The 21,966-nt window shown below is 67.8% G+C and carries 27 protein-coding genes and 1 pseudogene; 15 read left to right on the top strand and 13 right to left on the bottom strand.

The window, feature by feature from the left end; all coding sequences use genetic code 11:
• Positions 1-423 precede the first annotated feature (423 nt).
• The 4 genes from MKK64_RS01675 to MKK64_RS01660 all read right to left on the bottom strand — a co-directional run bounded on the left by MKK64_RS01675 (position 424) and on the right by MKK64_RS01660 (position 4,048).
• On the bottom strand, positions 424-645 hold the full coding sequence (locus MKK64_RS01675; protein WP_243931986.1) for a hypothetical protein: 222 nt from the start codon (positions 643-645) through the stop codon (positions 424-426).
• Between the two features lie 550 nt (positions 646-1,195).
• Entirely contained in the window at positions 1,196-2,056 is an 861-nt protein-coding gene (locus tag MKK64_RS01670) for a hypothetical protein (RefSeq protein WP_243931985.1), read from the bottom strand.
• Positions 2,057-2,118: 62 nt separating this feature from the next.
• Positions 2,119-2,988 carry a PRC-barrel domain-containing protein gene (locus tag MKK64_RS01665; protein ID WP_243931984.1) on the bottom strand — a complete coding sequence of 290 codons (870 nt, stop codon included), beginning with the start codon at positions 2,986-2,988 and terminating at the stop codon, positions 2,119-2,121.
• A gap of 130 nt (positions 2,989-3,118) precedes the next feature.
• A complete protein-coding gene (locus MKK64_RS01660; RefSeq protein ID WP_147724817.1) occupies positions 3,119-4,048 on the bottom strand; it encodes a LysR family transcriptional regulator in 930 nt (309 codons plus the stop codon).
• Positions 4,049-4,092: 44 nt separating this feature from the next.
• Between MKK64_RS01660 and MKK64_RS01655 the strand changes: the two genes are divergently transcribed.
• The 7 genes from MKK64_RS01655 to MKK64_RS01625 all read left to right on the top strand — a co-directional run bounded on the left by MKK64_RS01655 (position 4,093) and on the right by MKK64_RS01625 (position 9,553).
• Complete coding sequence (locus MKK64_RS01655) at positions 4,093-4,767, top strand: OsmC family protein (protein ID WP_243931983.1); 675 nt, start codon at positions 4,093-4,095, stop codon at positions 4,765-4,767.
• 73 nt (positions 4,768-4,840) lie between these two features.
• A complete protein-coding gene (locus tag MKK64_RS01650; protein ID WP_243931982.1) occupies positions 4,841-5,938 on the top strand; it encodes a sensor histidine kinase in 1,098 nt (365 codons plus the stop codon).
• A gap of 140 nt (positions 5,939-6,078) precedes the next feature.
• Complete coding sequence (locus MKK64_RS01645; RefSeq protein ID WP_243931981.1) at positions 6,079-6,297, top strand: hypothetical protein; 219 nt, start codon at positions 6,079-6,081, stop codon at positions 6,295-6,297.
• Positions 6,298-6,354: 57 nt separating this feature from the next.
• Positions 6,355-7,092, top strand: coding sequence for a cyclic nucleotide-binding domain-containing protein (locus MKK64_RS01640; RefSeq protein WP_147841476.1), 738 nt, complete (start codon positions 6,355-6,357; stop codon positions 7,090-7,092).
• 605 nt (positions 7,093-7,697) lie between these two features.
• Positions 7,698-8,345 (top strand): BON domain-containing protein, encoded by a 648-nt coding sequence (locus MKK64_RS01635; RefSeq protein WP_147724807.1) that lies wholly within the window; start codon positions 7,698-7,700, stop codon positions 8,343-8,345.
• Positions 8,346-8,417: 72 nt separating this feature from the next.
• The gene (locus MKK64_RS01630) at positions 8,418-9,128 is read left to right on the top strand and encodes a hypothetical protein (RefSeq protein ID WP_243931980.1); all 711 of its coding nucleotides are present in this window, start codon (positions 8,418-8,420) and stop codon (positions 9,126-9,128) included.
• Positions 9,125-9,553, top strand: coding sequence for a GlcG/HbpS family heme-binding protein (locus tag MKK64_RS01625; RefSeq protein ID WP_243931979.1), 429 nt, complete (start codon positions 9,125-9,127; stop codon positions 9,551-9,553). Before MKK64_RS01630 ends, MKK64_RS01625 begins: the two co-directional genes overlap by 4 nt.
• Here MKK64_RS01625 and MKK64_RS01620 read toward each other — a convergent pair.
• Genes MKK64_RS01620 through MKK64_RS01610 form a run of 3 tightly spaced genes read right to left on the bottom strand, consistent with a single transcriptional unit; the run spans position 9,500 to position 12,455 of the window.
• On the bottom strand, positions 9,500-10,015 hold the full coding sequence (locus MKK64_RS01620; protein WP_409567822.1) for a hypothetical protein: 516 nt from the start codon (positions 10,013-10,015) through the stop codon (positions 9,500-9,502). The genes MKK64_RS01625 and MKK64_RS01620 overlap by 54 nt on opposite strands.
• A 26-nt stretch (positions 10,016-10,041) precedes the next feature.
• Positions 10,042-11,028: a 2-hydroxyacid dehydrogenase gene (locus tag MKK64_RS01615; RefSeq protein WP_243931978.1), complete on the bottom strand. Its 987-nt coding sequence runs from the start codon at positions 11,026-11,028 to the stop codon at positions 10,042-10,044.
• A gap of 56 nt (positions 11,029-11,084) precedes the next feature.
• Positions 11,085-12,455, bottom strand: coding sequence for an MFS transporter (locus MKK64_RS01610; protein WP_243931977.1), 1,371 nt, complete (start codon positions 12,453-12,455; stop codon positions 11,085-11,087).
• A gap of 331 nt (positions 12,456-12,786) precedes the next feature.
• Between MKK64_RS01610 and MKK64_RS01605 the strand changes: the two genes are divergently transcribed.
• Positions 12,787-13,221, top strand: a complete 435-nt coding sequence (locus MKK64_RS01605) for a hypothetical protein (protein ID WP_243931976.1) — start codon at positions 12,787-12,789, stop codon at positions 13,219-13,221.
• 201 nt (positions 13,222-13,422) lie between these two features.
• On the opposite strand, the gene MKK64_RS01600 is transcribed toward MKK64_RS01605, so the two are convergent.
• Both MKK64_RS01600 and MKK64_RS01595 read right to left on the bottom strand, forming a co-directional pair.
• Positions 13,423-13,836: a hypothetical protein gene (locus MKK64_RS01600; protein WP_243931975.1), complete on the bottom strand. Its 414-nt coding sequence runs from the start codon at positions 13,834-13,836 to the stop codon at positions 13,423-13,425.
• A 134-nt stretch (positions 13,837-13,970) separates the two neighbouring features.
• Complete coding sequence (locus MKK64_RS01595; protein WP_243931974.1) at positions 13,971-14,789, bottom strand: universal stress protein; 819 nt, start codon at positions 14,787-14,789, stop codon at positions 13,971-13,973.
• Positions 14,790-15,007: 218 nt separating this feature from the next.
• Between MKK64_RS01595 and MKK64_RS01590 the strand changes: the two genes are divergently transcribed.
• Both MKK64_RS01590 and MKK64_RS01585 read left to right on the top strand, forming a co-directional pair.
• Entirely contained in the window at positions 15,008-15,310 is a 303-nt protein-coding gene (locus MKK64_RS01590) for a universal stress protein (protein ID WP_243931973.1), read from the top strand.
• A 41-nt stretch (positions 15,311-15,351) separates the two neighbouring features.
• Positions 15,352-15,840 (top strand): DUF1003 domain-containing protein, encoded by a 489-nt coding sequence (locus MKK64_RS01585; RefSeq protein WP_313898875.1) that lies wholly within the window; start codon positions 15,352-15,354, stop codon positions 15,838-15,840.
• Between the two features lie 58 nt (positions 15,841-15,898).
• Here the strand turns inward: MKK64_RS01585 and MKK64_RS01580 are convergent, their stop codons facing one another.
• Together MKK64_RS01580 and MKK64_RS01575 are read right to left on the bottom strand one after the other, a co-directional pair.
• On the bottom strand, positions 15,899-16,222 hold the full coding sequence (locus MKK64_RS01580) for a c-type cytochrome (RefSeq protein WP_187274699.1): 324 nt from the start codon (positions 16,220-16,222) through the stop codon (positions 15,899-15,901).
• A gap of 140 nt (positions 16,223-16,362) precedes the next feature.
• Complete coding sequence (locus tag MKK64_RS01575) at positions 16,363-16,707, bottom strand: hypothetical protein (RefSeq protein WP_243931971.1); 345 nt, start codon at positions 16,705-16,707, stop codon at positions 16,363-16,365.
• Positions 16,708-16,846: 139 nt separating this feature from the next.
• Here MKK64_RS01575 and MKK64_RS01570 point away from each other — a divergent pair, with 139 nt between their 5' ends.
• The 4 genes and pseudogenes from MKK64_RS01570 to MKK64_RS01555 all read left to right on the top strand — a co-directional run.
• The gene (locus tag MKK64_RS01570) at positions 16,847-17,497 is read left to right on the top strand and encodes a BON domain-containing protein (RefSeq protein ID WP_243931970.1); all 651 of its coding nucleotides are present in this window, start codon (positions 16,847-16,849) and stop codon (positions 17,495-17,497) included.
• 70 nt (positions 17,498-17,567) lie between these two features.
• On the top strand, positions 17,568-17,939 hold the full coding sequence (locus MKK64_RS01565) for a hypothetical protein (protein WP_243931969.1): 372 nt from the start codon (positions 17,568-17,570) through the stop codon (positions 17,937-17,939).
• A 14-nt stretch (positions 17,940-17,953) separates the two neighbouring features.
• On the top strand, positions 17,954-18,193 hold the full coding sequence (locus MKK64_RS01560) for a DUF2934 domain-containing protein (RefSeq protein ID WP_243931968.1): 240 nt from the start codon (positions 17,954-17,956) through the stop codon (positions 18,191-18,193).
• 59 nt (positions 18,194-18,252) lie between these two features.
• A pseudogene (locus MKK64_RS01555) lies at positions 18,253-18,390 on the top strand (VIT family protein); the annotation flags it as partial.
• Between the two features lie 181 nt (positions 18,391-18,571).
• Here MKK64_RS01555 and MKK64_RS01550 read toward each other — a convergent pair.
• Positions 18,572-18,733: a flagellin gene (locus tag MKK64_RS01550; RefSeq protein ID WP_243931967.1), complete on the bottom strand. Its 162-nt coding sequence runs from the start codon at positions 18,731-18,733 to the stop codon at positions 18,572-18,574.
• Between the two features lie 119 nt (positions 18,734-18,852).
• On the opposite strand from MKK64_RS01550, the gene MKK64_RS01545 reads away from it, so the two are divergent.
• A complete protein-coding gene (locus tag MKK64_RS01545) occupies positions 18,853-19,314 on the top strand; it encodes a hypothetical protein (RefSeq protein ID WP_243931966.1) in 462 nt (153 codons plus the stop codon).
• 173 nt (positions 19,315-19,487) lie between these two features.
• Here MKK64_RS01545 and MKK64_RS01540 read toward each other — a convergent pair whose 3' ends face one another.
• On the bottom strand, positions 19,488-21,569 hold the full coding sequence (locus MKK64_RS01540) for a PAS domain-containing sensor histidine kinase (protein ID WP_243931965.1): 2,082 nt from the start codon (positions 21,567-21,569) through the stop codon (positions 19,488-19,490).
• Between the last annotated feature and the right edge of the window lie 397 nt (positions 21,570-21,966).

The raw sequence follows: 21,966 nt of genomic DNA, 5'->3' as shown, positions 1-21,966 counted from the left end.
TTCGTCGCCGGACCCGACCGCCGCGCTCGTGAGCGGTGCCACGTCATAGGCCATGCCGAGTGCCGCGACGAAGGTGCCGGGCAGAACCGTCGACCCGTGGGCGCTGTGTCCGCCGATACGCAGAAGCAGCAGGAACCCGGCCGCGACGGCCAGGGGACCTGCAATCAGGCGGGGTCTGGACGCGATCCGGCCCGCGAGGCCGCTGAGAACCAGCGAGCCGATGGCGATAACGAGTGGGAGCGGCAGGAGCGCCACCCCGGCGACCGTCGAACCCGAATGTCCGAGAGCGGAGACGGTGCGGACCGGGCGGTCTTCGTCCGGCTTCCGCGTGTGAGGCGCCGCATCGATCCGCCGCGATGCTGGAGCGTCATGACGTCGAAGCGTCGTGATGCCGTGGCCCTTCGGATCGAGGCGCGACGGTTCTCAGCTCGTGTCCCGGTACGGCGGCAGGCGGCCGCTCTCGCGCAGCACCGCCTCCGTGCCCTCGATCAAGAGATCGTTGACCTCGCAGGTGCGTGCGAACGAGCGTTCCGTCGGGCGCTGTAGCAGCACGGCCGGCCGGTCGACCTTTGCGCGCCGTGTTGCCTCGCAAGGTGACGTGAGTGCGCCGCGCATCAAGGTGCGCACGTCCGTGGTGCCGGGCATTTGCGGTGACCGTCTGCAAGCAGCTACAAGTGATGACGGTCAAGCTTAGGCATGGCTGCTCGATTCGAGCAAATCGATTGTCAGTCGAGCGATTCGGATCCGCACCGACGTCTTGGCTTTCATCGACGATGAATCGCTATTCAGAACTGCTTAAGCATCTTGGGCTTACGACCTCGTCCGCCCTTCCCCACCATTGCCTGCTGCCTGCTGCTGACGGCCGAGCAGGACGCCGGACGTTGCCTTGGTTTGGCGTATGGCGTTGCCCGAGCGTGATCCGAACCGGTTCAAGCGTCCGCCCTATGGTATGGCACTTGGACTTGCAGAACGGATGGCATGGCCAAGTCTCCGAAGCCCGGTGTGATTATTGCCAAGCTGCGGCCAGCGGATGTCCGGGCCCGTAGTCCGGCACGCCTTGCGGCTCCGACAGCGGGCTCCGATCGGCCTGAGGAGAGATGGGCCAGTGACGGGTTCGGGAAAGCAGGGTCGGGCCACTCGGGGGCATCGGGGCTTCCTCGTCGGGGTGCGTGGGATCCGAAGGTGGCCTGGGCGTTTAGCCCATGAAGTGCCAGGCGGCCTCGGACGTCGTGCGCTCGTGGGAGACGATGCCATCGGGTCGGAGCCCGACCTCGTCGATCCGGGCCTTCTCCGAGTGGTCGAGGGCGAGGTCCCGCTCCTTGGCGGCGGCGGCGTGCTCGCCGTTCGCAAGATGCCTGGCGGAATGCCGGTAATGGGCGGCGGCCCGGTCATGCTGGTGCGCGGCTTCCTCGCAGATCCGTGCCATCTTGCTCATCGCGATCGTCCTTCCCCCGAATTGGTGCCCATCAGCCGCGTGCGGCCCTCGTCGGCCGCGGACCTGGCTCTGCGCCATGTCGCGGTCCCAGGTCGTCCTGGCCGCCTCGCGGGCGGCGCGGGCGGCGTTCGCGGTGGCCGTCGCCGCGCGAACGATGGACGCACGCGCTCCGGATGCCGCCCGACGCATCGCCGCCATGTTGGAGCTGATGGAGGCCGCGACGGCATCCTGTGATTTCCGCACCGCCGCCTGCGTCGCCTCCACGGACTTCTGCGCGGAATCGGCGGCCTTGCGCATCGAGGCGTTCGCCGAGACCCCCGCCGCCCTGTTGGCCGCGGCGATCTTGGTCTCGGCCCGGTTGGCGGCCTCCGCGGCGTCGGTGACGAGCTTCCCGATCATGTCGGCGGATTGCTTCGGGGCACCCTTCACCGCCGCCTTCGAGGCCTGCATCGCGAGCCGGGCCGCCTCACGGGCCGCATCGGCGGCCTCGTTCGCCTCGCGCCCGGCCTCCCGCATCGTCGCCGCGGCATCCGTGGAAGGTGCCATCGGCGTTTGCGCCATCGCCGTCGTTATCGTCGTCAGGACGAGGAAGGTCGCAGTCAGTACCGTCGTCGTTCTCATGTCGCGATCCATTCGTGGTGTGGGGTGTAGACGGCAGGGCGGGCCTGCCGACGGGGGCGTTCTCAATCGACCTGCGGGGTCTTGGAGGCGACGCCCCAATAGGCGTCCGCCTTCGCCGTCTGCAGGGCGAACGGCTCCGCCTTGACGAACCGGCCCTCGACGATACGCGGAGCCTGGTCCATGGCGTCCTTGGTCGTATCGAGGACGAGGATGTTCAGGTTGGGCGAGACCTTGAACCGGTCCCACGGGACCGCGACGTGGCGTTCGCCGAGGCCGAAGACGCCGCCGCGAGCGACGACGAGGTAGGCGATCCCGCCGCCCTCGGGCCCCATGACGATGTCGTCCACGCTGCCGAGCGCCACGTTGCCCGGCGTGCGCACCTCGCTCCCGAGCAGGTCGTCCGACCGGAAGGCGACGGACCGGCTCACGACCGGCCGCGCCAGCGAGAGCTCCTGCTCGCGGAAGCCCAAGGCGTTCGCGACCCGGAGGTCCCGGCCCTGAATGCCGGTCTTGTACCGGTCGTAGCTGGCCTGGATCTGGACCAGCACGTCCTCGCACGGCTGCTGCCTGCCGTGGCGCGCCAGGATGTCGGCGGCGGAGAGGAGCACCCGGACCTCGTATCCGGGACGGGCGTTTGCGTACCCCATCATCGCGGACGCAGCGCCCATCGCCATGCCGTTGTTCCCGGCCAAGCCGCCGAACCAGTATCCGCCGAGGGGATAGCCGTATCCGTAGCCCGACCCGCCGAGCCAGTAGCCGTCTTTCTCCATCCGCGCGTCGAAGGCCTTGAGGTGGTCGAGGCAGGCCTGCGCCGGCTTGGCATCCGTCTCCGCCATGGGTCCGGCCTTCGGCTCCTCGGCGGCCCGAAGCGGGGCCATCAGGGAGAGCGAAACGACCGCCCCGAGGGCGATGGATCTGGCTGGCCGTTGCATGTTCGTGTTCCGGGTTGTCGGGCGCCCAAAGACTGCTCGCCCCGTTCATCCCCCGGGTTTGCCCCTTCGGCCCCCTCGATACTTTGTTCTGGATCAAGTCCGGCCCACGTCGGTGGGTGAAGGCGCCTTGTCACGCGCCGACGGCCCGCACGTCCTCCTCGTTCGCGCCCGGTGGCTGGAGGAGGTGGGCGAGCGCCTGGAGGCTTTCCGTGATGTGCGTGAGCACCGTCCGTATCCTCGGCGTGTCGCGATTGTCCTTGTGGACCAGCAGGAGGATGTCGGCGCTGGGCGGTTCCGTCGGCACGTCCATCCGGATCAGCCTGGGCTCGTCGTCCCCTCGGAAACGGGCGAGGCAGGCCAGCCCGCCGCCGCTGGCAGCGGCCTGCACGGCGGCCTCGTGGCTGCTCGTCTGCAGGACGACACGGGACATCGAGGCCATCTCGGTCAGCCAAGCCGACTGCGTCATCTCCTGGCTGTCCTCCATCTGCGTGATCAGGTGATGGTCCGGGCAGCCCTCGGCGAAGTTCAGGTCGCCCCGTTCCCTGATGTAATCCGACGTGGCGTAGAGGCCGAAGGCGATGCCGCCGATGCGCCGCACCACGAGGTCGTTCTGCTCGGGCTGCCGCATGCGGACCGAGATGTCCGCCTCGCGCATCGCCAGGCTGAGTTCCCTCGGGTTGGGGATCAGCTCGATCATGATGTCGGGATGCCTGGCGTGCAGGCCGGCGAAGCTCGGTGCCAGCAGGTGCGCAGCCATCGTCTCGGCGCAGGTCACCCGCACCAGCCCCCGCAGACGGCTGTCGCGGCCGGTGACATCCCGCTCAAGGGCCAAGGCCTCGGCTTCCAGACGCTCGGCCTTCTCGCGGACTTCCTTCCCGGCCAGCGTCGGCACGTAGCCGTCGGGGGTCCGGTTGAGCAGGCGCACCGCAAGGGTCGCCTCCAGCGAGTTCAGGCGCCGTCCCACGGTCGATTGCGAGACGTGGAGCACCTTGGCGGCGCTTGAAAGGCTGCCGTGCCGGACGAGCGTCAGAAAAAATCTCAGGTCGTCCCAGTCCAGCATGTGCTCCCCGCGATCCGTTTTCGCATTCCTCCTCGTCAGCTTTGGTGGCCGACTTCGTCGCGGATGAGCCTATGCTGAATGGCAGGAAATCACCACGCAGGAAATATTTTCGCCATCCGAGAATTCTCCTGGCCACTATTTCCTTCCTGGAGAATTCGATGGCACCACCACCCGTCAAACCAGGTCTTGGAGCCGCCACACCCATCGGCAAGCGCGAACTCCAGACGGTGATCGACCAGGGCAAGGCCGACCTGACCGCCGTCCGGACCCTGCGCTGCCGCACTGTCGCGCAAGGAAGGCTGAGCCAGCTCAATTACATCCGGGACCTGCCGCCGCAGCCGGTGACGGAGCACGCGCCCGAGGGCCCGCTCGGCGAGGCCGCCACCCCGAACGCCTCCGAGGCCCTGCTCGCGGCTCTCGGCTCATGCCTTTCCATCGGTATCCACGCCAACGCCCTCGCCCAGGGCATCCGGATCCGCTCGCTGGAACTCGACGTCGAAGCCGACATCCACATGACCTCGGTCTGGGGCGGCGGCGACCGGCAACCGAGGACCATCGGCTTCGAGAGCATCCGGGTGTCGGTGAGGATGGACGCCGATGCGTCCCGAAAGGCACTGGCGGCGCTCGTCAGGCATACGGTTCTATGGTCGGCAGTGGCGAACACCCTTCACAACCCGGTCCATCTCGACATCGCGCTCGCACCCGCCGCAGCCGCCTGAAACGAGGCCGGACATGACCGTCACATCGTTCCTTTCCGCGTTGGGACAGCGCCGCGCGAGACCTCGGACAAGAGTGGAACCGCCTCCGATCCTTGGTTCGCTGCCCGCCGTGTTCCACGACCGGGACGTGCACGGGGTGGTGATCCTCGATCGGCTTGCCACGGAGGCGAAGGCGCATGCGGCCGCGTTGGCCCTGAGCGAGAAGCGCCTCCGCTTCACCCAGGAGGCCGGACGCATCGGTTCCTGGACCCTCGACCTCGCGACGATGTCGCTCGACGCATCGGAGGGATGCAAGGCGAACTTCGGACGCGATCCCCTCGCACCCTTCACCTACGAGGCCTGGATCGAGGGTGTCCACGCGGAGGACAGGGGACGCATGCAGGGAGCGGTCTCGGCGGCCATCGCCGGGGACACGCAGTACGACCACGAATTCCGGATCACCTACCCGGACGGGGCGGTTCATTGGATACACGCCCGCGGGCAAGCCTCCTACCGAATGGACGGGACGGCCCTGACCATCGCCGGCATCTCGCTCGACATCACCGACCGCAGGAGGGTCGAGGCGCACCGCGACCTGCTGGCGAAGGAACTGGCCCACCGGGTCAAGAACACCCTCGCGACGGTGCAGTCCATCGTCCGCCAGACCCTCCGCAGGTCCGCCTCCCTGGAAGAGGCCGAGACCATCCTCGACGCCCGCATCCTGGCGTTGTCGGCCGCGCACGACGTGCTCATCCGCGACACCTGGGAGGGAGCGACCCTGGGCGAGGTCGTCGGCGTCGCGCTGCGCCCATTCGGGACAGACCAGGAGGGGCGCTTCACGTGCCGGGGGCCCAGCGTCCAGCTCGCCTCCCGGGTCGCGCTGGCCTTCGCCATGGCCCTCCATGAACTCGCCACCAACGCCGTCAAATACGGAGCCTTGTCCACGGCGGCCGGAAGCGTCCTGCTGACGTGGGACATCCTCGAGGTCGACGGCTTGGAACGGCTGCGTTTCACCTGGGAGGAGGCGGGGGGACCGGCCGTCGCCCCGCCGACCAGGGCGGGCTTCGGGTCTCGTATGATCGAACGCGCCCTGGCGGCCGAGATCGGCGGGACCGCCGAGATCGATTACCGCCCGGCCGGCATCCTCTTTTCGGCCACGGCGATCCTGAGCGAGATCCTGCGGTTCGATTGAGTAGCGGACACAGATCCTTGGTCTCGGGATGCAAGCAAAACTGCATCTCCGGTCGGCGCTTTTGGTTCCGCACCCTGACGCCGCATGCACGTTATACTTAGGCGTAGACCGACCTGGATTGCCTGCTCCGAAAGGTCACAATGTTCAGAGCCAACGCCTTTTCCGTTCTAGCCAAGTCGGTCACGACCCTGCGTGACGGAGCGGAAGACAGTCGTGCCTGGGACGACGTCACGGTCCGATTGGCCGCCGGCGCCCTGCAGCGCGCCTTCACGCTCGACGAGGGTGCCCGGAACCACTTCCTCGACCTCGCCCGGCATGCGGAGCGCGTCCGTGCGACCGAGCGCTGGCGCGGTCGCTGACCCGACGTATCTCCCCGGCCGTTCGACGAAGCCTCACCGAACCGGAAGGACAGAGCCATGTCGATCCATCCACTTACGGTCATTCCAGCACCCTACCGGCCCATCCCGAATTCGCTCCTTCGCAACGGGGTCGGAAAGGCCCGCCTCATCAGCCTCTCGGCGGCCCTGCCGCTGGTGGAGCGCGACGTCCTGGAGCCGTTGAGCCGACGCGTCTCGCTCGCCCACGGAGAGACCCTGTACGGACAGGACGAGCCCGCTTGCTCGGTCTTCAACGTCACCTCGGGGGCGCTGCGCCTGTACCGCATCCTCCCGGACGGGCGCCGGCAGGTCACCGGCTTCGCGTTCCCGGGCGACTTCCTCGGGCTTTCCCTGCTCGACCGGTTCGCCGTCTCCGCGGACGCACTCGGTTCGGTCACCGCTTGCCGGTTCGAACGGCTGGCGTTCAAGGACCTGATCTGCGGACATCCCGGCCTGATGATGCACCTGCACGAGATCACCGGACAGGAACTGTCCCGGGCCAAGGACATGATGATGCTTCTCGGGCGGCGTACCGCGGAGGAGAAGATCGGTGCGTTCCTGGTGGGGCTCCAGGAACGCTACGTCCGGATCGGGCTATCCGCGGTCACCCTCGAACTGCCGATGGGACGCCTGGACATCGCCGACCACCTCGGCCTGACCATCGAGACGGTGAGCCGGACCCTGTCGCGCCTCGACCGGGACGGCTGCCTCCTGATCGTGCCAGGGGGCGTGCGCCTCCTTGACCAGGCGCGTCTCGCTCGGATGTCGGCGCACTGAGCCTGGGCCCACGGGCGAACGACCGGGAGTGAGTCGGGTGCCTGCCGTCCTCCCAATCGTCCGCGCCTCGGCAGCGATGCCGTCAGAGGTCCGGGGGGCGGACAGGCGGCCGCCTGAGGTCATACCACCGAGGCTTCAATACCGGTGCATCGGGTCCCAGATTCGTTCCGGTGGCGAGTGGATCCTGCGGGCGGATGTCGCTCGGCACCACCTCCTCGGATCGCGGCATGTTCGGGCCGTCGGACAGGGCGCGGGTTTCCTCTGCGTGCGCCGCCTGGACCGTCGTCCCGACGAGAAGCGCCCCGAAGGCGGCGTACGCGATCCTGATCGATCCTGTCGTCGTCCGTCCTTTCCGGGGCGAGTGTCTTGGCCACCCCGACGTCATGGCCAGCATGCGCGTATCGGCACCGTCGGACTTTGCGCTGGATCAAGGACCCCATGGGACCGGCGACTAGGGTCCGTCCCATGGGCACCGACGGAACCGTCCTGCTACCGGCCCTCCCCAGCGGCGGTTCCCAAGCCGACGGGCCGCGCGCCCTTCCGCCCCGGCCTCGCCAGGCATCGCCGGAGACGGTCCGCATCCTCCACGATCCAGGAAACAGATCATGACCATGGACAAGACGCTTCAGACGAACGTCCTCGCCGAGCTCAGCTGGGAGCCGAGCGTGACCGCCGCCCATATCGGCGTGACCGCCAAGGACGGTGTCGTGACCCTGACTGGCCACGTGCAGAACTACATGGAGAAGCACGCCGCCGAGAAGGCCGCCGGACGCGTCAAGGGCGTCCGCGCCGTCGCCGAGGAGATCGAGGTCCGCCTTCCGTTCGAGGCCAGGAAAAGCGACGACCAGATCGCCGCCGCCCTCGTGCAGCGGCTCGATTGGAACGTCTCCGTTCCGGACGAGGCGGTGAAGGTGAAGGTCGAGAAGGGTTGGGTCACGCTCACCGGCAGGGTCGAGTGGCAGTACCAGAAGGCGGCCGCGGAGCATGACATCCGCGGGATGCTCGGCGTGGTCGGCATTACGAACCTGATCACGATCAACCCGCATCCGAACGCGACCGACATCAGCGCGGACATCACCAAGGCGCTTCATCGGAGCTGGTACGACCCGAAGACCATCAGCGTCACCGCCCACGGCGGTGTCGTCCACCTCGGCGGCACGGTCCACACTTGGTACGACCGACAGTTGGCCGGATGGACGGCCTGGGGCGCGCCCGGCGCGACGACGGTCGACAACGACATCCGCGTCGTCTGAGCGAACTGCGACCCCCACCGTCACCGCACCGGGCAGGTCGCCCGGTGCGGAGTCCGTCAGGAACCCCATCCGATGATCAATGCCCGGATACACGGTCACGACCGGACCCTCCTCGGCCGGATCTTCCACCACCCTGCCAGCAACAACCTGGCATGGCGGGAGGTGGTGGCCTTCATTGGGAGGATCGGCAGCACCGAGGAGAAGCGCGACGACACGTGGGGCTTCACCCTGGCCGGCCGGACCGCGACCTTCCTCCGTCCGCGGGACAAGGACATGGAACCGCGCGAGGTCGAGCGTCTGCGCCACCTGATGCAGGATGCCGGGCTGTCGCCCTACTCCACCGAGATCCTTGAGGCCTCGCCAACCCCGGTGAAGAGCGATGCCCTCATCGTCGTCGACCATCACGAGGCGCGGATCTATCGCCTCGATCCCGAGACCGCGGGCGGCGAGACCGAGACGACGCTACGGCCCTACGACCCGAAGGGCTACATCCACCATCTCTCCCAAAAGGAGGCCAACCATCGCGGCCAGCGCGCGCCCGAGGACCTCGGCTACTACGACCGCATCGCCGAGGCCGTCGCACGAGCGCCACGCGTGGCCATCGTCGGCCACGGGACCGGCAAGGCCAGCGCGATGGCCGTCCTTTCGGAGCGCCTGCGAGAGCATCACCACGCGATACAGGGACGCGTGGTGGCGACTGCGACCATCGACCTTTCGGCGGCGACGGACAGCCAGCTGCTGGCGCTCGGGCGCGGGATGCTGACCCGGGACGACCGGTCATGAATGCCCGCGTTTCCATGGTCGACGACCGCGACCTGACGCTGGAGGAGGCGACCGCAATCGTCCGGCGCGCCGTCACCGAGGCCTGCCGGCTCGGGATCACCGTGAGCGTCGCGGTCTGTGGCCCACAGGGCCGTCTCGTCGCCTTCTCGAAAATGGACGGCGCTGGCTGCATGAGCGCCCGCGGGGCCATCGGGAAGGCCGTGGCCTCGGCCATCTCGGGCGAGCCGAGCGAGATCATGCCGCCGCCCGGGGATGACCTTTATTGTTCCGTCGTCGAAGGCGAGGGAACCGCGGCGTTCCACGAGCGCGGCGGCATTCCCCTTCGGCGGGATGGCACCCTCATCGGTGCCATAGGCGTCTACGGCGAGGCATCACGGGAACAGGATCGCGCCTGCGCGACCGTCGGGGCGGCCACCTACGGGTGACGCCGGCCCCGGCCATGGCACCCTCGACGACGCAGGCGGGCGACCATGCTCGTCGGAACCCGCTCCCGATCCACCGTCAAGACCGACGAACGTTGCAACCCCGAAGGTCCGCATCGTATCGTCTTCGCTGATCGAGACATACTCGCCCTCCACGAAACGGTGGCTGCCCAGCCGGTAGCCAGGCTCGTCGTCATCCGTCGTCCTGTCGTCGTGGTCGATCAGCCACGTGCCCCCACCGAAGCCACCCTGCCGGTGGATCAGGCGCCCGTCGCGGTACGGCTCCCCGAGCCAGAACCGGCGGACGCGGCAATGGTCCCGCCTCTCGCGCCAGAGCGCCGGATCGAGCTCTCCCCCGGCGTCGAGGGGCGCATCGATCTCGTAGCCGCGGTCGACGCTTCCACTGGGAAAATCCGGTCCGCGGGCGAATGTCAGGGTGACGTGGGGCAGCGTGGTGTTCTCCATCGGTGAGGGTACGCGCCCCGGCGGGGTCAGAGGACCTCGTGGACCGGTCGTCCCGTCCGTTCGAACGCGTCGATGTTGGCGACGGTCGTCTCGGCGATGGCCGTCATCGCCTCGACCGTGAAGAAGCCCTGATGCCCGGTGACGAGCACGTTCGAGAACATCAGCAGGCGCTCGAAGACGTCGTCCCGGATCACCGCGTCGGACTTATCCTCGAAGAAAAGCTCTTCCTCCTCTTCGTAGACGTCGAGGCCGAGGTGTCCGATCCGACCCTCGTTCAGGCCGGCAACGACGGCCTTGGTATCGATGATGGCGCCGCGGCTGGTGTTGATCAGCATCACGCCGCGCTTCATCACGCCGATGGCGGCCGCATCGATGAGATGGTGCGTCTCGGGCGTCAGGGGGCAGTGCAGGGAGATGATGTCCGAGGTGGCGAGCAGGTCCTGGAGCGGGCGGTAGACGACGCCGATGGCCTCGCAGGCCGGGCTCGGCTCGACGTCGTATCCCAGCACCGTGCAGCCGAAGCCCAGCATGATCCTGGCGACGCCGAGGCCAATCCGGCCGGTCCCGACGATTCCCACGGTCCGGCCATGCAGGTTGAAGCCGAGCAGGCCGTCGAGGGCGAAGTTGCCGTCCCTGACCCGGGCGTAGGCACGATGGATGTGCCGGTCGAGCGACAGCATCAGCGCCACGGCGTGCTCGGAAACGGCCTCGGGCGAGTAGGCCGGGACCCGGGCGACGCGGATGCCGTGATGCTTGGCGGCGGCGAGGTCGACGTTGTTGAACCCTGCGGACCGCAGGACGACGAGGCGCACACCGAGTTGCGCGAACACATTGAGGGCGGCGGTGTCGACCGCGTCGTTGACGAACGCACAGACGACCTGGGCCTTGCCGGCGAGGACCGCCGTGGTCCGGTCGAGCCGCGCATCGATGTAGGTCAGGGCGTGGCGGCCCGCGACCGCCGCGTCGAGGAAGCGCCGGTCGTACGGCTTGGTGCTGAAGACCGCGACATCCATGTGGTCATCCTTGGGCGTGAGGGCGGTCGAGGAGAAGGCATTTGGATCGAAGCCGCTCAGGCGGGCGCCAGGACTGAGACGAAAGGCTTCGTGCCGTCCTGCGCGAGGGGTCCCTGCTCGGCCGTGCCGGTCTCCCGGAGGAACAGAGCGAGGACCAAGGCCAGGACGACGCCGCCCACCAGGGGCAGGAAGGCGGTCTGGAAGTCGGCCAGGGTCAAGGGGACGCCCTGCCGCGGTAGCATCAGGTGCGAGATGAACGGCGACATGATCCCCGTCGTCACGAAGACGAGGAAGTTCATCACCCCGGCCGCGGTGCCCTTCACCTCCGACGGGTTTGTCTCCTTCATCATCGAGAAGGGGATCATCGCCGCCCCGGACGCGATGCCGAGGATGAGGGCCACGGAGTAGCGCGGCAGCGTGCCCACCGGGACGTAGATGGCCGTCAGGCCCGCGGCGAGCATCAGCAGGGCGCCGCCCAGCAGCACCGGCTTACGCCGGCCGAGCCTGTCCGAGACGTATCCGAGGAGCGGGCAGCCGAGGACCCAGCCGATGGGCACCATGGCCGCGTCCGACGCGGCGTCCGCCATCGACAGGTTCTCGCCGGCATGGAGGAAAGACGTGGCCCAGACCAGGGCACCGATGGTGGTGGGCAGGAACAGAAGGCCCCCGACGATGCCGGCGAGCCAGCTCTGCGGATTACCGAAGATAACCTTGAACGGATGGAGCAGGGCGGAGACCGAGAACCCGGCATGGTGGCTCGGGCTGTCGCCGGTCTCGCGCGGCATCACGAACCAAGTCGCGAGGGCCAAGACAAAGCCCATCGCGGCGAAGGTGACCCAGACATGCTGCCAGGGGACGTTGAAGCCGCCGGCCGGGTCGATGGCCATGTGGACGGGCTTCGATCCGAACGCCGCGCCGGCCATGCCCAGGCATTGCGTGAGGCCGATGAACAGCGCCAGCATGCGCGTCGGCAGGTACCGGGCCGCCACGTAGGACGAACCGACGAAGGCGAAGATCGCCCCGGTCGCCTGAAGCACGAAGCCGATCATGCCGGCCGGCTCGCTGCCCTGCGCGAACACGAGACATCCGAGGCCGACGACGGCGATGCCGTACGGGATGGTCCGGTGGGCGCCGTACCGGTCCAGCAGGACGCCTGCGACCAGGGCCATCACCGCGTAGGCGACGTAATAGGCCGAGATCATCGTCCCGATGTGATTGGCACCCCAGGCCGAGGTCAGTTCCGCCTGCATCACCCCGGGCGCAGACCGCACCGCGTACTGGAAGAAGTAGAAGACCGCGCACAACACCCAGGAAAGGAGGAACAGGAGCTTGAGCTCGGCCGGCGGCGAAGGATCGGATCGTCCACCTGCAGGCAGCGCCACCGAGAGGTCTTTTGGATCGCCTTTGGCGATTGCCGCGTCCACCATTTCGAGATCTCTCCGGCATTCGCGGCTGGCCGCGGTTTCGTGATGCCCGCCCGGAAAGCACGTTCTTCCGTGGTCGTTCGCGACACCGAGAGCCCCTGGTGAGGGGACGCGTCCTGCGAGCGAACGAGGGGACACGAAGACCCTAGATCGGGGCTCGGGACGAAGCCTTGCGCTGGATCAAGGATACCGCCCGCGTTCCCGCCGTAGGCTCGTTCCCTGCTGGCACCTCGATGGGCGGACCTCGCTCGCGACCGTGATCGGCCCACGAGGAACGGGTGACATGGGCGGGAGAACTCGAAGGTTCCCGAAGGATGGGAGCGACGTCGGGGCCATGCTCGACGGCATCTCGGCGGTGCTGGGGGCGCTCGTGGTCCTCACTCCGTTCCTGTTCTTGGAGACCGGGAACTCCCCCGCCGCACTGAACGCCTTCGCATGCGGGTTTGCCGTCATGGGCTTGGCCTTCCTCGACGGGCCCGAACCAGAGCCCTGGACGCGGTGGGCATCCAGTGTGCTGGGTGCCTGGGTCGCCGTCTCGCCCTGGATGCTTCAACGGGCTCTCCTACCAATGGGCGCCGTCATTCGACCGCTCATGGCCGAGCCCGCGATCTCGATGGCGTTCGTCCTCGGTGTTAGTATCGCGGTCGTCGCCGCCCTCGACATCGTCCGGACCACCTCGAAAAACCGTCGGTTGCTCACGAAAGGACGATCGACAGCGCATGCCCTGAGGGAAATCGGACGTCAGGTACCGGCATTCCTCTCGCGATGAAGGGGCTTTCCCTGCGAGCCGCGACGCGCCTCCGCCCGAACCGAGCCGGATACGTCTTCGGGTCAGCCTGTTCGGTCGAGAGGTCCCGTTCGAGGCGTACCGCGACCTCGCGGATGACACCCGCGATCCGGTCCCGAGTATCCTCCGGCTCCCGTCGGATCGCCACGGCGAGATGGCCCAGGGTGCGGCGCTTATTATTGATCAGGCCAGCTTCGGGACGCCGCCGGAAAGCCGCCGGGCCCGCGGCTCGTATCCCCCCGACGGATGGATCTCGTCTTGCAGGGGACCGACCTGGCCCGGAGAGAACGGACCGAGGCCTTCCGGCGCGGCGCGGCCTTCGTGAACATGATGTCCCGGTGTCGAGACGGCATGCGTCGCTTTCGGAGCCAGCTGCGACCCGGTGCCGGTGCCGTCCTCCGCAGCCATCTCGCCGGCGAGACGCTCGACCACGTCGAGGGCGGCCCCGATCCCGTCGGCTTGCAGGCAGACCTCGTCCTCGTCGATCCGGCAGGCGTCGTCCCCGGTCCACCACCGCCCGTCGTCGATCAGGCGGAGCACCTCGACGAGACGGTCACGCTGCTTGATCAGGGCCTCGACGGCGCGGGGACAGGTCATCTCGAATTCCTTCTCGCCGTGGTCGAACGCGGGGCGTCGACCGTGCAGGCGCGGGGATCACCGTAGATGCCGGGCCGGCGTCGTCCTTGCGGTGGATCAACGACCTCGCCGGACGTCGATCCACCGGATGGCGTTCAGTGAGACATCAGGCAACAGACAGGGCTGTGGTCGAGGAGGGTGCGCGTCACGCCGCCGAAGAACCATTCCCGCAGGCGACTGTACCCGAAGGCTCCGCTGACGATCAGGTCCGCCCCGAACATCTCGGCGGCGTCGAGCAGGGTCCCGGCCGTCCCGCCAGCCTTCGGGACCTTGAGAACCCCTACGGCCTTGACGCCGTGCAGGCCGAGATAGGCGACGACGTCCTCCAACTCGGTCCGGTCGGTGCCCTCCGCGACCTGGACGACCTGGACCTGTTCGGCGAGCGTCAGGAACGGCATCGCATCGGAGATCGCCCTCCGGCCCTGCGGGGTGTCCTTCCAGGCCACCACCACGCGGGTCGCCGAAAGTCGCTCCACGCCGTGCGGCACGACGAGGATCGGCCGGCCCACCGTCATCAGTGTGTCACCGGGTCCGACGGCGGCCGCGTGATGCGGCAGGTCGTTCTTCCCCTGACGCCCGACCACGACGAGATCGGCCGCCCGCGACTGCTCCGCGAGGAACGTGAGCGTTTCCCTGAGCTCGGAACGCCACTCGATCCGCTCCGCCGGCCGAGCCGCAAGACGGAAAGTCTCTTCCGCCCGGTGCAACTCACCGAAGGCTTTCTGGCGGAGGTCCTCGATCCCGTATCCGGTCGGCACGGACGTCTCCCCGAACCCCCGCGGGTAGTCCGGTGCCCAGGCCGCGACGCCGATAAGGCGTGCATCGAGCCGTCGCGCGAGATGCGCGGCCACACCGATCCGCCGAGCCGTCCGCTCCCCGGGATCCACGGCGACGATGATGCTGGCATACGACATGGTGGACCTCCGGTGACGAGGGGAGGACCATGCCTGTTGGCGGGGCATCCATCGTTGATCCAGCGCAAACCCGTTCCGGGCGGCGAAAGGCCAGGCATCGTCGTCCGTCGACGATGGCCCGGTACGATTTCCGGCCCCGCCCTTGCGTTGGGTCAAAGCCGGCACCTTGGCGGACGGGCATCGTCCGGTTTCCCGCAGCCGAGCGAGCCGTCCCGTCCATGACATTCGCGAGCATCATGGTGTCCGTCGATCTCGCAGGCGATGCGGAAGCCCTGCTCGACCTGGCGTCCGAGGGCGCGACCGACCTGATCGTCATGGGAGCCTACGGTCATGGGCGCTTGCGGGAGGCCGTCCTCGCGGCGTCACCCGGGATGTCCTGCGCCGTTGCCCCGTCTGCAGCTTCCTGGGCCACTGATGACCGAGCACGCCCCGACGAGCGGCATGATCCCTCCCGCGAAATGCCGATGACGGCGGTAAGCCGCCGGTCGACGGTGCGGTCACCCAGCTTGCCCGGCAGTTGATGGAAGCCGGATTGGAAGGGCTTTCCGAACGCGAGCGGCGGGTGATCCTTCATGTCGCCAAGCGGCGGTACGTGTCCCGGGACGTGAACCGCGTCGTCGTCGAGCACCAGACCTTCGGCGAGCGCCTCGGGGACCGCGTCGCCCAGTTGGGTGGCTCGTGGGGCTTCATCCTGGTCTTCACGGGAATGCTCGTCGCGTGGGTCGTCGTGAACACCGTCGTCCTGGCCCGCGCCGGCGCCTTCGACCCCTACCCCTACATCTTCCTGAACCTGATCCTGTCGATGGTCGCCGCTCTTCAGGCGCCGGTGATCCTCATGTCGCAGAACCGCCAGGCGGCGCGGGATCGCATGGCGGCCGGTCTCGACTACAAGATCAACCTGAAGGCCGAGGTCGAGATCATGGCCTCGCACGACAAGCTCGACCGCATCCGGATGGCGCGTCTCGAGGGCATGCTGGCCGACCAGTCGACCCGGATCGAAGCCTTCGCCAAGGCGGTCGGTGCCGGCGCCGAGAAGGCGACGCGTCCCTGACGGGTTTTCGATGTCCGCTTCCTAGGGATGCAGGTTGGAAGCCTCCATGGCAGGACGGTCATTGCTCCAGGGACTTCAGGTAGGCCAACACGTCCGTGATCTGGTCGGGCTCGAGCTCGAACTGGGGCATGGTCGGATGCCCCGTGGTGATACCCTCCGCCAGGGCCTCGCCGAGGTCCTCGACCGGATACTTCGTATGGAGTTCCCGGAATGCGGGTGCGACGGCCAGGGGGCTTTCCCCGATCCGGCCGACGGCATGGCAGGTGGCGCAGTTCGCGCCGACGAAGGTCTTGCCACGTTGGACCTGTCCATCCGTGGCCGCCGCCGCGACCTGTAGGAGGCCGGTCATGAGCAGCGCGGATACGGGAAGGCGAATGGACATGGGATGGCTCCGGGTTCGGCTGATGCCATGACGCGCCTCGCGCCGGACGCATCCGAGAAGCGAGGCCGGCAGGCCCCCATCGACGTGGAAGGTCCAGGCGGCGGGTCGGCTCGACGGTAGGGCGGCGACCGGGACGTCGCTCAGGATACGAGCCACATCAGGCAGACGGCGGTTGCCGATCCGAGGACGGCGACCCCCAGCATCCGCAGGCTCTCCGTCAATGGATCGAGCGATGCCGCAGTCGGCGTCGCTCGCGTGACGGCGGCATTGGTCAACGATGCGACGTACGTGCTCATGACCGATGGACCCCTGATTTCCGGTCGCGCCTTATTACGGCCGACCACGACCCAGGGATGGCCGCGTTGTCGGGCCCGGTCTTTGATCGAGATCAACCTCGGTGTTCTCGGTGGACCCGTGCTCGCCGCCCGAGCCGCTCGTTCGGTCATGAACAATTCCGGTGATGCCTGATCCTTGCGCTGGATCAAGGACTGCTCCGGTTCCGCCACCTAGCGTTCACCGGATGCCGGGACACGTTTCGACGTCGTCGCCGGACAGCCTCACATGGGTCGGGGTCGCCGAGCCCTTCCGCGCATCGGCGATCCCGGCAGCCTCAAGGAGACCGTCATGTCCCACGACACCAGCCTGCAACACCGCGTCACGGCCGAACTCATCTGGGATCCGGCGGTGACCTCCTCGGAGATCGGCGTCACAGCCAGGGACGGCGTGGTCGCCCTGTCCGGTCAGGTGGGGACCTACGACGAGAAGATCGCCGCCGAGGCCGCCGCATGCCGCGTCAGGGGCGTCAGGGCCCTCGTGCAGGAGATTGAGGTCGTGGTGCCCTACGCCCGCAAGCGGTCCGACGAGGACATCGCCGCGACCGCCATCGCCCGTCTCGCCTGGAACGTCGCCGTCCCTCCGGATCGCGTCATGGTGAAGGTCTCGAAGGGGACCGTCATCCTGACCGGCGACGTCGACCATCGCTTCCAGTCCGAGGTCGCCGAGCGCGAGCTTCGGCAGTTGTCCGGTGTCGTCGCCGTGAACAACCGGATCGTGCTCAAGCCCCAGGTCGACGTCGAGGCCGTCAGCGACAGCATCAGCGAGGCGCTGGATCGCTCTTGGCTGTTCGACCCGAAGACCGTGACCGTCAAGGCGGATGGCGGGACCGTCTACCTCGGCGGGACCGTGCGCACCATGCAGGAGCGCAGGGAGGCGATGGGGGCCGCGTGGGCCTCCCCTGGCACCACCGCGGTCGAGAACCGCATCAGCGTCGTCTGAGCGACGCGAAGCCCCTGCCGGTCCTCGTGGGCCCGGCAGGGATTCCGACCTCCGAAACAGGAAATCGACCATGACGAAGCCCCACAACGAGCATCGCCAGTCCACGGACGACGAGGATACCGGCACCGATGGAGGCCGCCGCATCGAGGGTGCCGCCGACGAGATCTTCTGGCGCGCGAGCGACGCCGTTGAAGACGTCGCCAAGCGGGCGAGCCATCTGGCACAGGATACCCTCGACCGCGGACGGGCTGGCATCCGCAGGGCCGAACGGTCGAGCCGCGGCGGACATCCGGGACGGAAGGAGCGCGGCCTGACATCGCCCTTGGCAACCGCCCTGGCCGTCGGCGCCATGGGCTACGCCATCGCGACCCTGATCCAGGGAGCGATGAGTAAGCGTCATGCCGCCTTGCACAGGGCATCGCCGGAGACGCCTCCGGCATAGGCGTGGCGGCGCCCATGACCATCGATCCCGACCATCGCGAGGACCAGAGCATGCCCACCGATACGACGCAGACCGAAGGCGACATCCGTCTCAGAGCCTTTGAGCTCTGGAACATGCGTGGCCGCCCTCATGGCTACGAGGTCGAGTTCTGGCTCCAGGCCGAACGCGAGCTTGAGGGCGAGAAGACCGGTAAGCCGGTGCTCCCCGACGGGGACTTCGTGAAGAGTGGATCGGGGTCCGATTGCTGTTGCTGACCCCCGTCCCTCGAACTCCCGGACAAAGGCGAGCGTCCCCTCGAGAGACCCTGAAGCCGATGCGCGCAATCCATATGAAAAAGCATCTCGTCAACCGCATCGGCTGGCTGCGTGTCGCCGTGCTCGGTGCCGATGTCGGGCTCGTCTCCACGGCGGGCCTTATTGTCGGCGTGGCCGCTTCCTCAGCTGCCTCGGGCGTGCGAGCACACGGTCGAGCCTCCGGACGTCGCGTGGAGTCCTACGACGGTGATGGCGACGTCATAACCCACGAGATCGTCGGTATCGGCGCACCGGCGTATATTGCGCCCCCCCGACCGCCTGGGCGCCTTCCCACGTGGCAGCCGGCGCGACGGCACGGCCGCGCCGGCCAGTCCCGGCTCAGCGCAGGAGCTGGAGGATGCCCTGGTTGGCGGCGTTGGCCAGCGACAGCGCCGAGATCGCTAGGGACTGGCGCGTCGACAGCGCCTGCGAGCGCGCGGCCTCCTCGTTCATGTCCGCATCCGTGAGGTTCGCCGCTCCGGTGTTGAGCCCGTCGACCATCTGCTTGGTGAAGTCCTGCCGCGTCTGAACCCCAGAGGTTCGAGCCCAGGGTCGAGCTCAGCGACTTCAGGCTGGTCAGCGCGTTGGTCAGCGCGTCCGACGCCTTGGCGAGGTCGGCGTTGTTCTGCACGCCGAAGTTCGCCCCGCCCTGGGCAGTCGCCGAATCCACGAAGCTGCCGAGCCCGAGGCCGGCCGCCGACAGGGCGGTGCCCTGGGCGCTGAGCTTGGACCGAGCCGAACCGGTCTTCTCGTTGAAGGCGATGGTCAGGTTGTCGCCGGCCAGCAGGTTGGTGCCGTTGAAGCCGGCATCCTTGGCCGCCTGGTCGACCTGCGTGCCGAGGTTGTTGAACTGGTCGATCTGGGCCGAGCGCTGGACCGAGGCGCCGCCGGACGTAGTGAACGCGGCCCCGCCCGTGAGCTTGGCGGTCTCCGTCGCGTCGGCAGTGAACTCGCCCACCGTGGTCAGGCCGGCGGCCAGGGTGATCGCGTCCGAGCCGGTGCCGACGACGTCGAGCTGGCCGCTGCTGTCGACCGAGGCGGTGGCTCGGCTTCACTGCTGCTGCTCCACCGATCAATCCTGACGCGAACTCTTGACCCTTTGGCGACCTTCGGAAGGTCCGCCTCCAGGCTGTTGAGGTAGAGGCCAACGTCCGGGGTAGGTGGTTCTCTGCCCGTCCGCTTTCGGACGACAGGTGCATCGAAGCGGACATAGCGGGGTCTTGAACACACCGACCAAGCCGGAAGCCGAGCCTGCTTAGACCGAACCCCTCGCTTGAAGGCCGAGGAGCCGGTGCAGGATGTCGCCCAGTTGCACTGCCGAGTACGGCTTCTGCAGCAGCTCGAACCCGTGCGTGCCCTCTTGCGCCAGCACGTGGCTGTAGCCGGATGCCAGGACCACCGGCAGGTGCGGCAACCGCCGCTGCAGTGCCTTGGCAAGCTCTACGCCACCCATGCCCGGCATCACCACGTCGGTGAAAACCAGGTTGAAGCCTGCGCCATTGCCGCCTAGCCGGTCCAGCGCCTCCTCGGCGTTGGCTGCCCAGGTCGGTCGGTAACCCAGGTCCTCAAGGATCTGGGTCGCGAACTGACCGACGCCGATGTTGTCCTCAACGACGAGGATGCGCTGCCCCGTGCCGAGCGGCGTCTGACCCCCGTCGGGCCCACGGACACGGTCCTGGACCTCCTCTTGCTCGACTTCCGGCAGGTAGAGGGTGAAGGTTGTGCCTTCCCCGACGGTGCTGGCAACGTCGATGTCGCCGCCCGACTGCTTGGCGAAGCCGAATACCTGCGACAGGCCGAGCCCCGTGCCCTTGCCGACCTCCTTGGTTGTGAAGAACGGCTCGAAGATCCGGCTGAGCAGGTCCGGGGGGATGCCTGAACCCGTGTCGACGAGGGAGACCGTGGCGAAGGCTTTGCGCGAGCCGGCATGGCCGCGGATGACGGGAAGGGCCGTCCGGCATCCGAGGCGCAGGGTGAGCGTTCCCTCCCCGTCCATGGCATCGCGCGCGTTGACGGCCATGTTGATGAGCGCGGTCTCGAACTGGCTTAGATCCGCTCGGACGAAGCAGGGTGCATCGGGCACCTCCGCGACCACGTGGACGCGTGCGCCCGTCACGGTATCGAGCATCTCCGCGATCCCGCGCATCCTCTCGCCGACGTCGAACACCTCTGGCTTGAGGGCCTGCCGGCGTGCAAAGGCGAGCAGCTGGCCGGTGAGCTTGGCCGCGCGCTCAACCGTATCGGAGACGGCGTTGAGATACCGATCCTTGCGCACTTCTGGCAGGTCCGGTCGTCGAAGGAAGTCCACGGACGAGCGGATGATGGTCAGCAGGTTGTTGAAATCGTGCGCGACCCCGCCGGTGAGCTGGCCGACGGCTTCCAGCTTCTGGGATTGGCGAAGGGCCTCCTGTGCCTGCTCCAGCTCGGCCTGCCTTTCCCGGGCCTCGGTGATGTCGCGCCCGGTCGCGTAGGTCAGCGTTCCGGCCGGGGCGGCGGTCCATGAGATCCAGCGCGTCGAGCCATCCTTGTGCCGGTAGCGGTTGACGATGTGGGGCATCCCGCCCTCGGCCGCCTCGGTATAAGCACCAACCGTTTCCACGTGGTCCTCCACCAGGACGAACTCGTTGACGTGGTGCCCGACCAATTCGTGCGGCTCGTAGCCGAGAAGGCGGGTCCATGCCGGGTTGACCCGCTGGAAGATGCCTTCGAAGTTGATGATCAGCATCAGGTCGGGAGCGGTGTCCCACATCAGGTCTCGCTCGTTCGTGCGCTCCTCCACGCGCTGTTCCAAGGTCGCGTTCAGGCTGCGCACCTCGCCGAGTGCCCGTTCCAGGCTCTCTTGGCTGTCCTTGAGCGCGGCGTCGGTCAGCACCCGCTGCGTGGTCTCGTCGGCGAAGATGAACAGGCCCGCGATCCTGCCGGCGGCATCGAGCACCCGCGAATAGGAGAAGGAGAACCAGGTCTGCGCCGCCCCCCGGTCGGTATCGAGCTTCCATGGAAGGTCCTCGAAGCGATGGCTGCGCCCGGCGAAGGCGTCTTCGATGATGGGCTTGGCCTGGTCCCAGGCGTCGGCCCAGACCCTGTCGAAGCGTTCGCCCGTGGCCCAGGCCACCCGGGGGCCGAGCAGGCGGGAATAGGTGTCGTTGAAGAAGAAATGGAGGTCCGGCCCCCAGGCCAGGATCATGCTCTCGGGCGAGTTCAGGACCAGCGAGAGCGCGGTCTTGAAAGCTTGCGGCCACGTCTCGGGGTGCCCGAGAGGATGAGCCGACCAGTCGCGCTCGCGAATGAGGCGCGCGGCCTCACCGCCGCCAGCAAGGAAGGCCGTCGCGTCACTCACCGCGTCATGCCCCGCGGACGCCGTACGAAGCGGCAGAGGCTGCGCCCGGACGTCCTCTTGCTGGGTCGGTGACACTCCTCATTGAGGGTGTCGAAGACCGTACGGTCGTGATTTTCGCAGTCGCCCGAAGGCGTGATCGCACGCTTCGGCTCATCGGAGGACATTTCAGGGGCCATGCCCCCTTATGGCACGTGCGCCTTCAGTGGTCGCCGAGGGATTGCTCCTCGGCCGAGCTATGGCGCTCGCCTTTCACCCCGAACCGAGTTCGCGATGAGGCCGACGAACGGGTGCTTACGGGAGGCGCTGACTGTGATCTGAACGACCAGCTCGGGTCGGTAGCGGCTCGTCTGCTTCCTTGGCATGTCCTAGCCGAGGAAGACCCGCATCATTCATCCTC

Source organism: Methylobacterium sp. E-025 (genome assembly GCF_022829705.1).
In the GTDB taxonomy this organism is placed as follows: domain Bacteria; phylum Pseudomonadota; class Alphaproteobacteria; order Rhizobiales; family Beijerinckiaceae; genus Methylobacterium.
The sequence above is the reverse complement of the archived record's forward strand: the minus strand, read 5'-3'. Positions and strand labels throughout refer to the sequence as shown.

Excerpts from the sequence above, each read along its gene's own strand:
- MKK64_RS01675 (WP_243931986.1), bottom strand. The coding sequence starts at position 645 with ATGCCCGGCACCACGGACGTGCGCACCTTGATGCGCGGCGCACTCACG.
- MKK64_RS01670 (WP_243931985.1), bottom strand. The coding sequence starts at position 2,056 with ATGAGAACGACGACGGTACTGACTGCGACCTTCCTCGTCCTGACGACG.
- MKK64_RS01665 (WP_243931984.1), bottom strand. The coding sequence starts at position 2,988 with ATGCAACGGCCAGCCAGATCCATCGCCCTCGGGGCGGTCGTTTCGCTC.
- MKK64_RS01660 (WP_147724817.1), bottom strand. The coding sequence starts at position 4,048 with ATGCTGGACTGGGACGACCTGAGATTTTTTCTGACGCTCGTCCGGCAC.
- MKK64_RS01645 (WP_243931981.1), top strand. The coding sequence starts at position 6,079 with ATGTTCAGAGCCAACGCCTTTTCCGTTCTAGCCAAGTCGGTCACGACC.
- MKK64_RS01640 (WP_147841476.1), top strand. The coding sequence starts at position 6,355 with ATGTCGATCCATCCACTTACGGTCATTCCAGCACCCTACCGGCCCATC.
- MKK64_RS01635 (WP_147724807.1), top strand. The coding sequence starts at position 7,698 with ATGACCATGGACAAGACGCTTCAGACGAACGTCCTCGCCGAGCTCAGC.
- MKK64_RS01630 (WP_243931980.1), top strand. The coding sequence starts at position 8,418 with ATGATCAATGCCCGGATACACGGTCACGACCGGACCCTCCTCGGCCGG.
- MKK64_RS01625 (WP_243931979.1), top strand. The coding sequence starts at position 9,125 with ATGAATGCCCGCGTTTCCATGGTCGACGACCGCGACCTGACGCTGGAG.
- MKK64_RS01620 (WP_409567822.1), bottom strand. The coding sequence starts at position 10,015 with ATGGAGAACACCACGCTGCCCCACGTCACCCTGACATTCGCCCGCGGA.
- MKK64_RS01615 (WP_243931978.1), bottom strand. The coding sequence starts at position 11,028 with ATGGATGTCGCGGTCTTCAGCACCAAGCCGTACGACCGGCGCTTCCTC.
- MKK64_RS01610 (WP_243931977.1), bottom strand. The coding sequence starts at position 12,455 with ATGGTGGACGCGGCAATCGCCAAAGGCGATCCAAAAGACCTCTCGGTG.
- MKK64_RS01605 (WP_243931976.1), top strand. The coding sequence starts at position 12,787 with ATGCTCGACGGCATCTCGGCGGTGCTGGGGGCGCTCGTGGTCCTCACT.
- MKK64_RS01600 (WP_243931975.1), bottom strand. The coding sequence starts at position 13,836 with ATGACCTGTCCCCGCGCCGTCGAGGCCCTGATCAAGCAGCGTGACCGT.
- MKK64_RS01595 (WP_243931974.1), bottom strand. The coding sequence starts at position 14,789 with ATGTCGTATGCCAGCATCATCGTCGCCGTGGATCCCGGGGAGCGGACG.
- MKK64_RS01590 (WP_243931973.1), top strand. The coding sequence starts at position 15,008 with ATGACATTCGCGAGCATCATGGTGTCCGTCGATCTCGCAGGCGATGCG.
- MKK64_RS01580 (WP_187274699.1), bottom strand. The coding sequence starts at position 16,222 with ATGTCCATTCGCCTTCCCGTATCCGCGCTGCTCATGACCGGCCTCCTA.
- MKK64_RS01570 (WP_243931970.1), top strand. The coding sequence starts at position 16,847 with ATGTCCCACGACACCAGCCTGCAACACCGCGTCACGGCCGAACTCATC.
- MKK64_RS01565 (WP_243931969.1), top strand. The coding sequence starts at position 17,568 with ATGACGAAGCCCCACAACGAGCATCGCCAGTCCACGGACGACGAGGAT.
- MKK64_RS01560 (WP_243931968.1), top strand. The coding sequence starts at position 17,954 with ATGACCATCGATCCCGACCATCGCGAGGACCAGAGCATGCCCACCGAT.
- MKK64_RS01550 (WP_243931967.1), bottom strand. The coding sequence starts at position 18,733 with ATGGTCGACGGGCTCAACACCGGAGCGGCGAACCTCACGGATGCGGAC.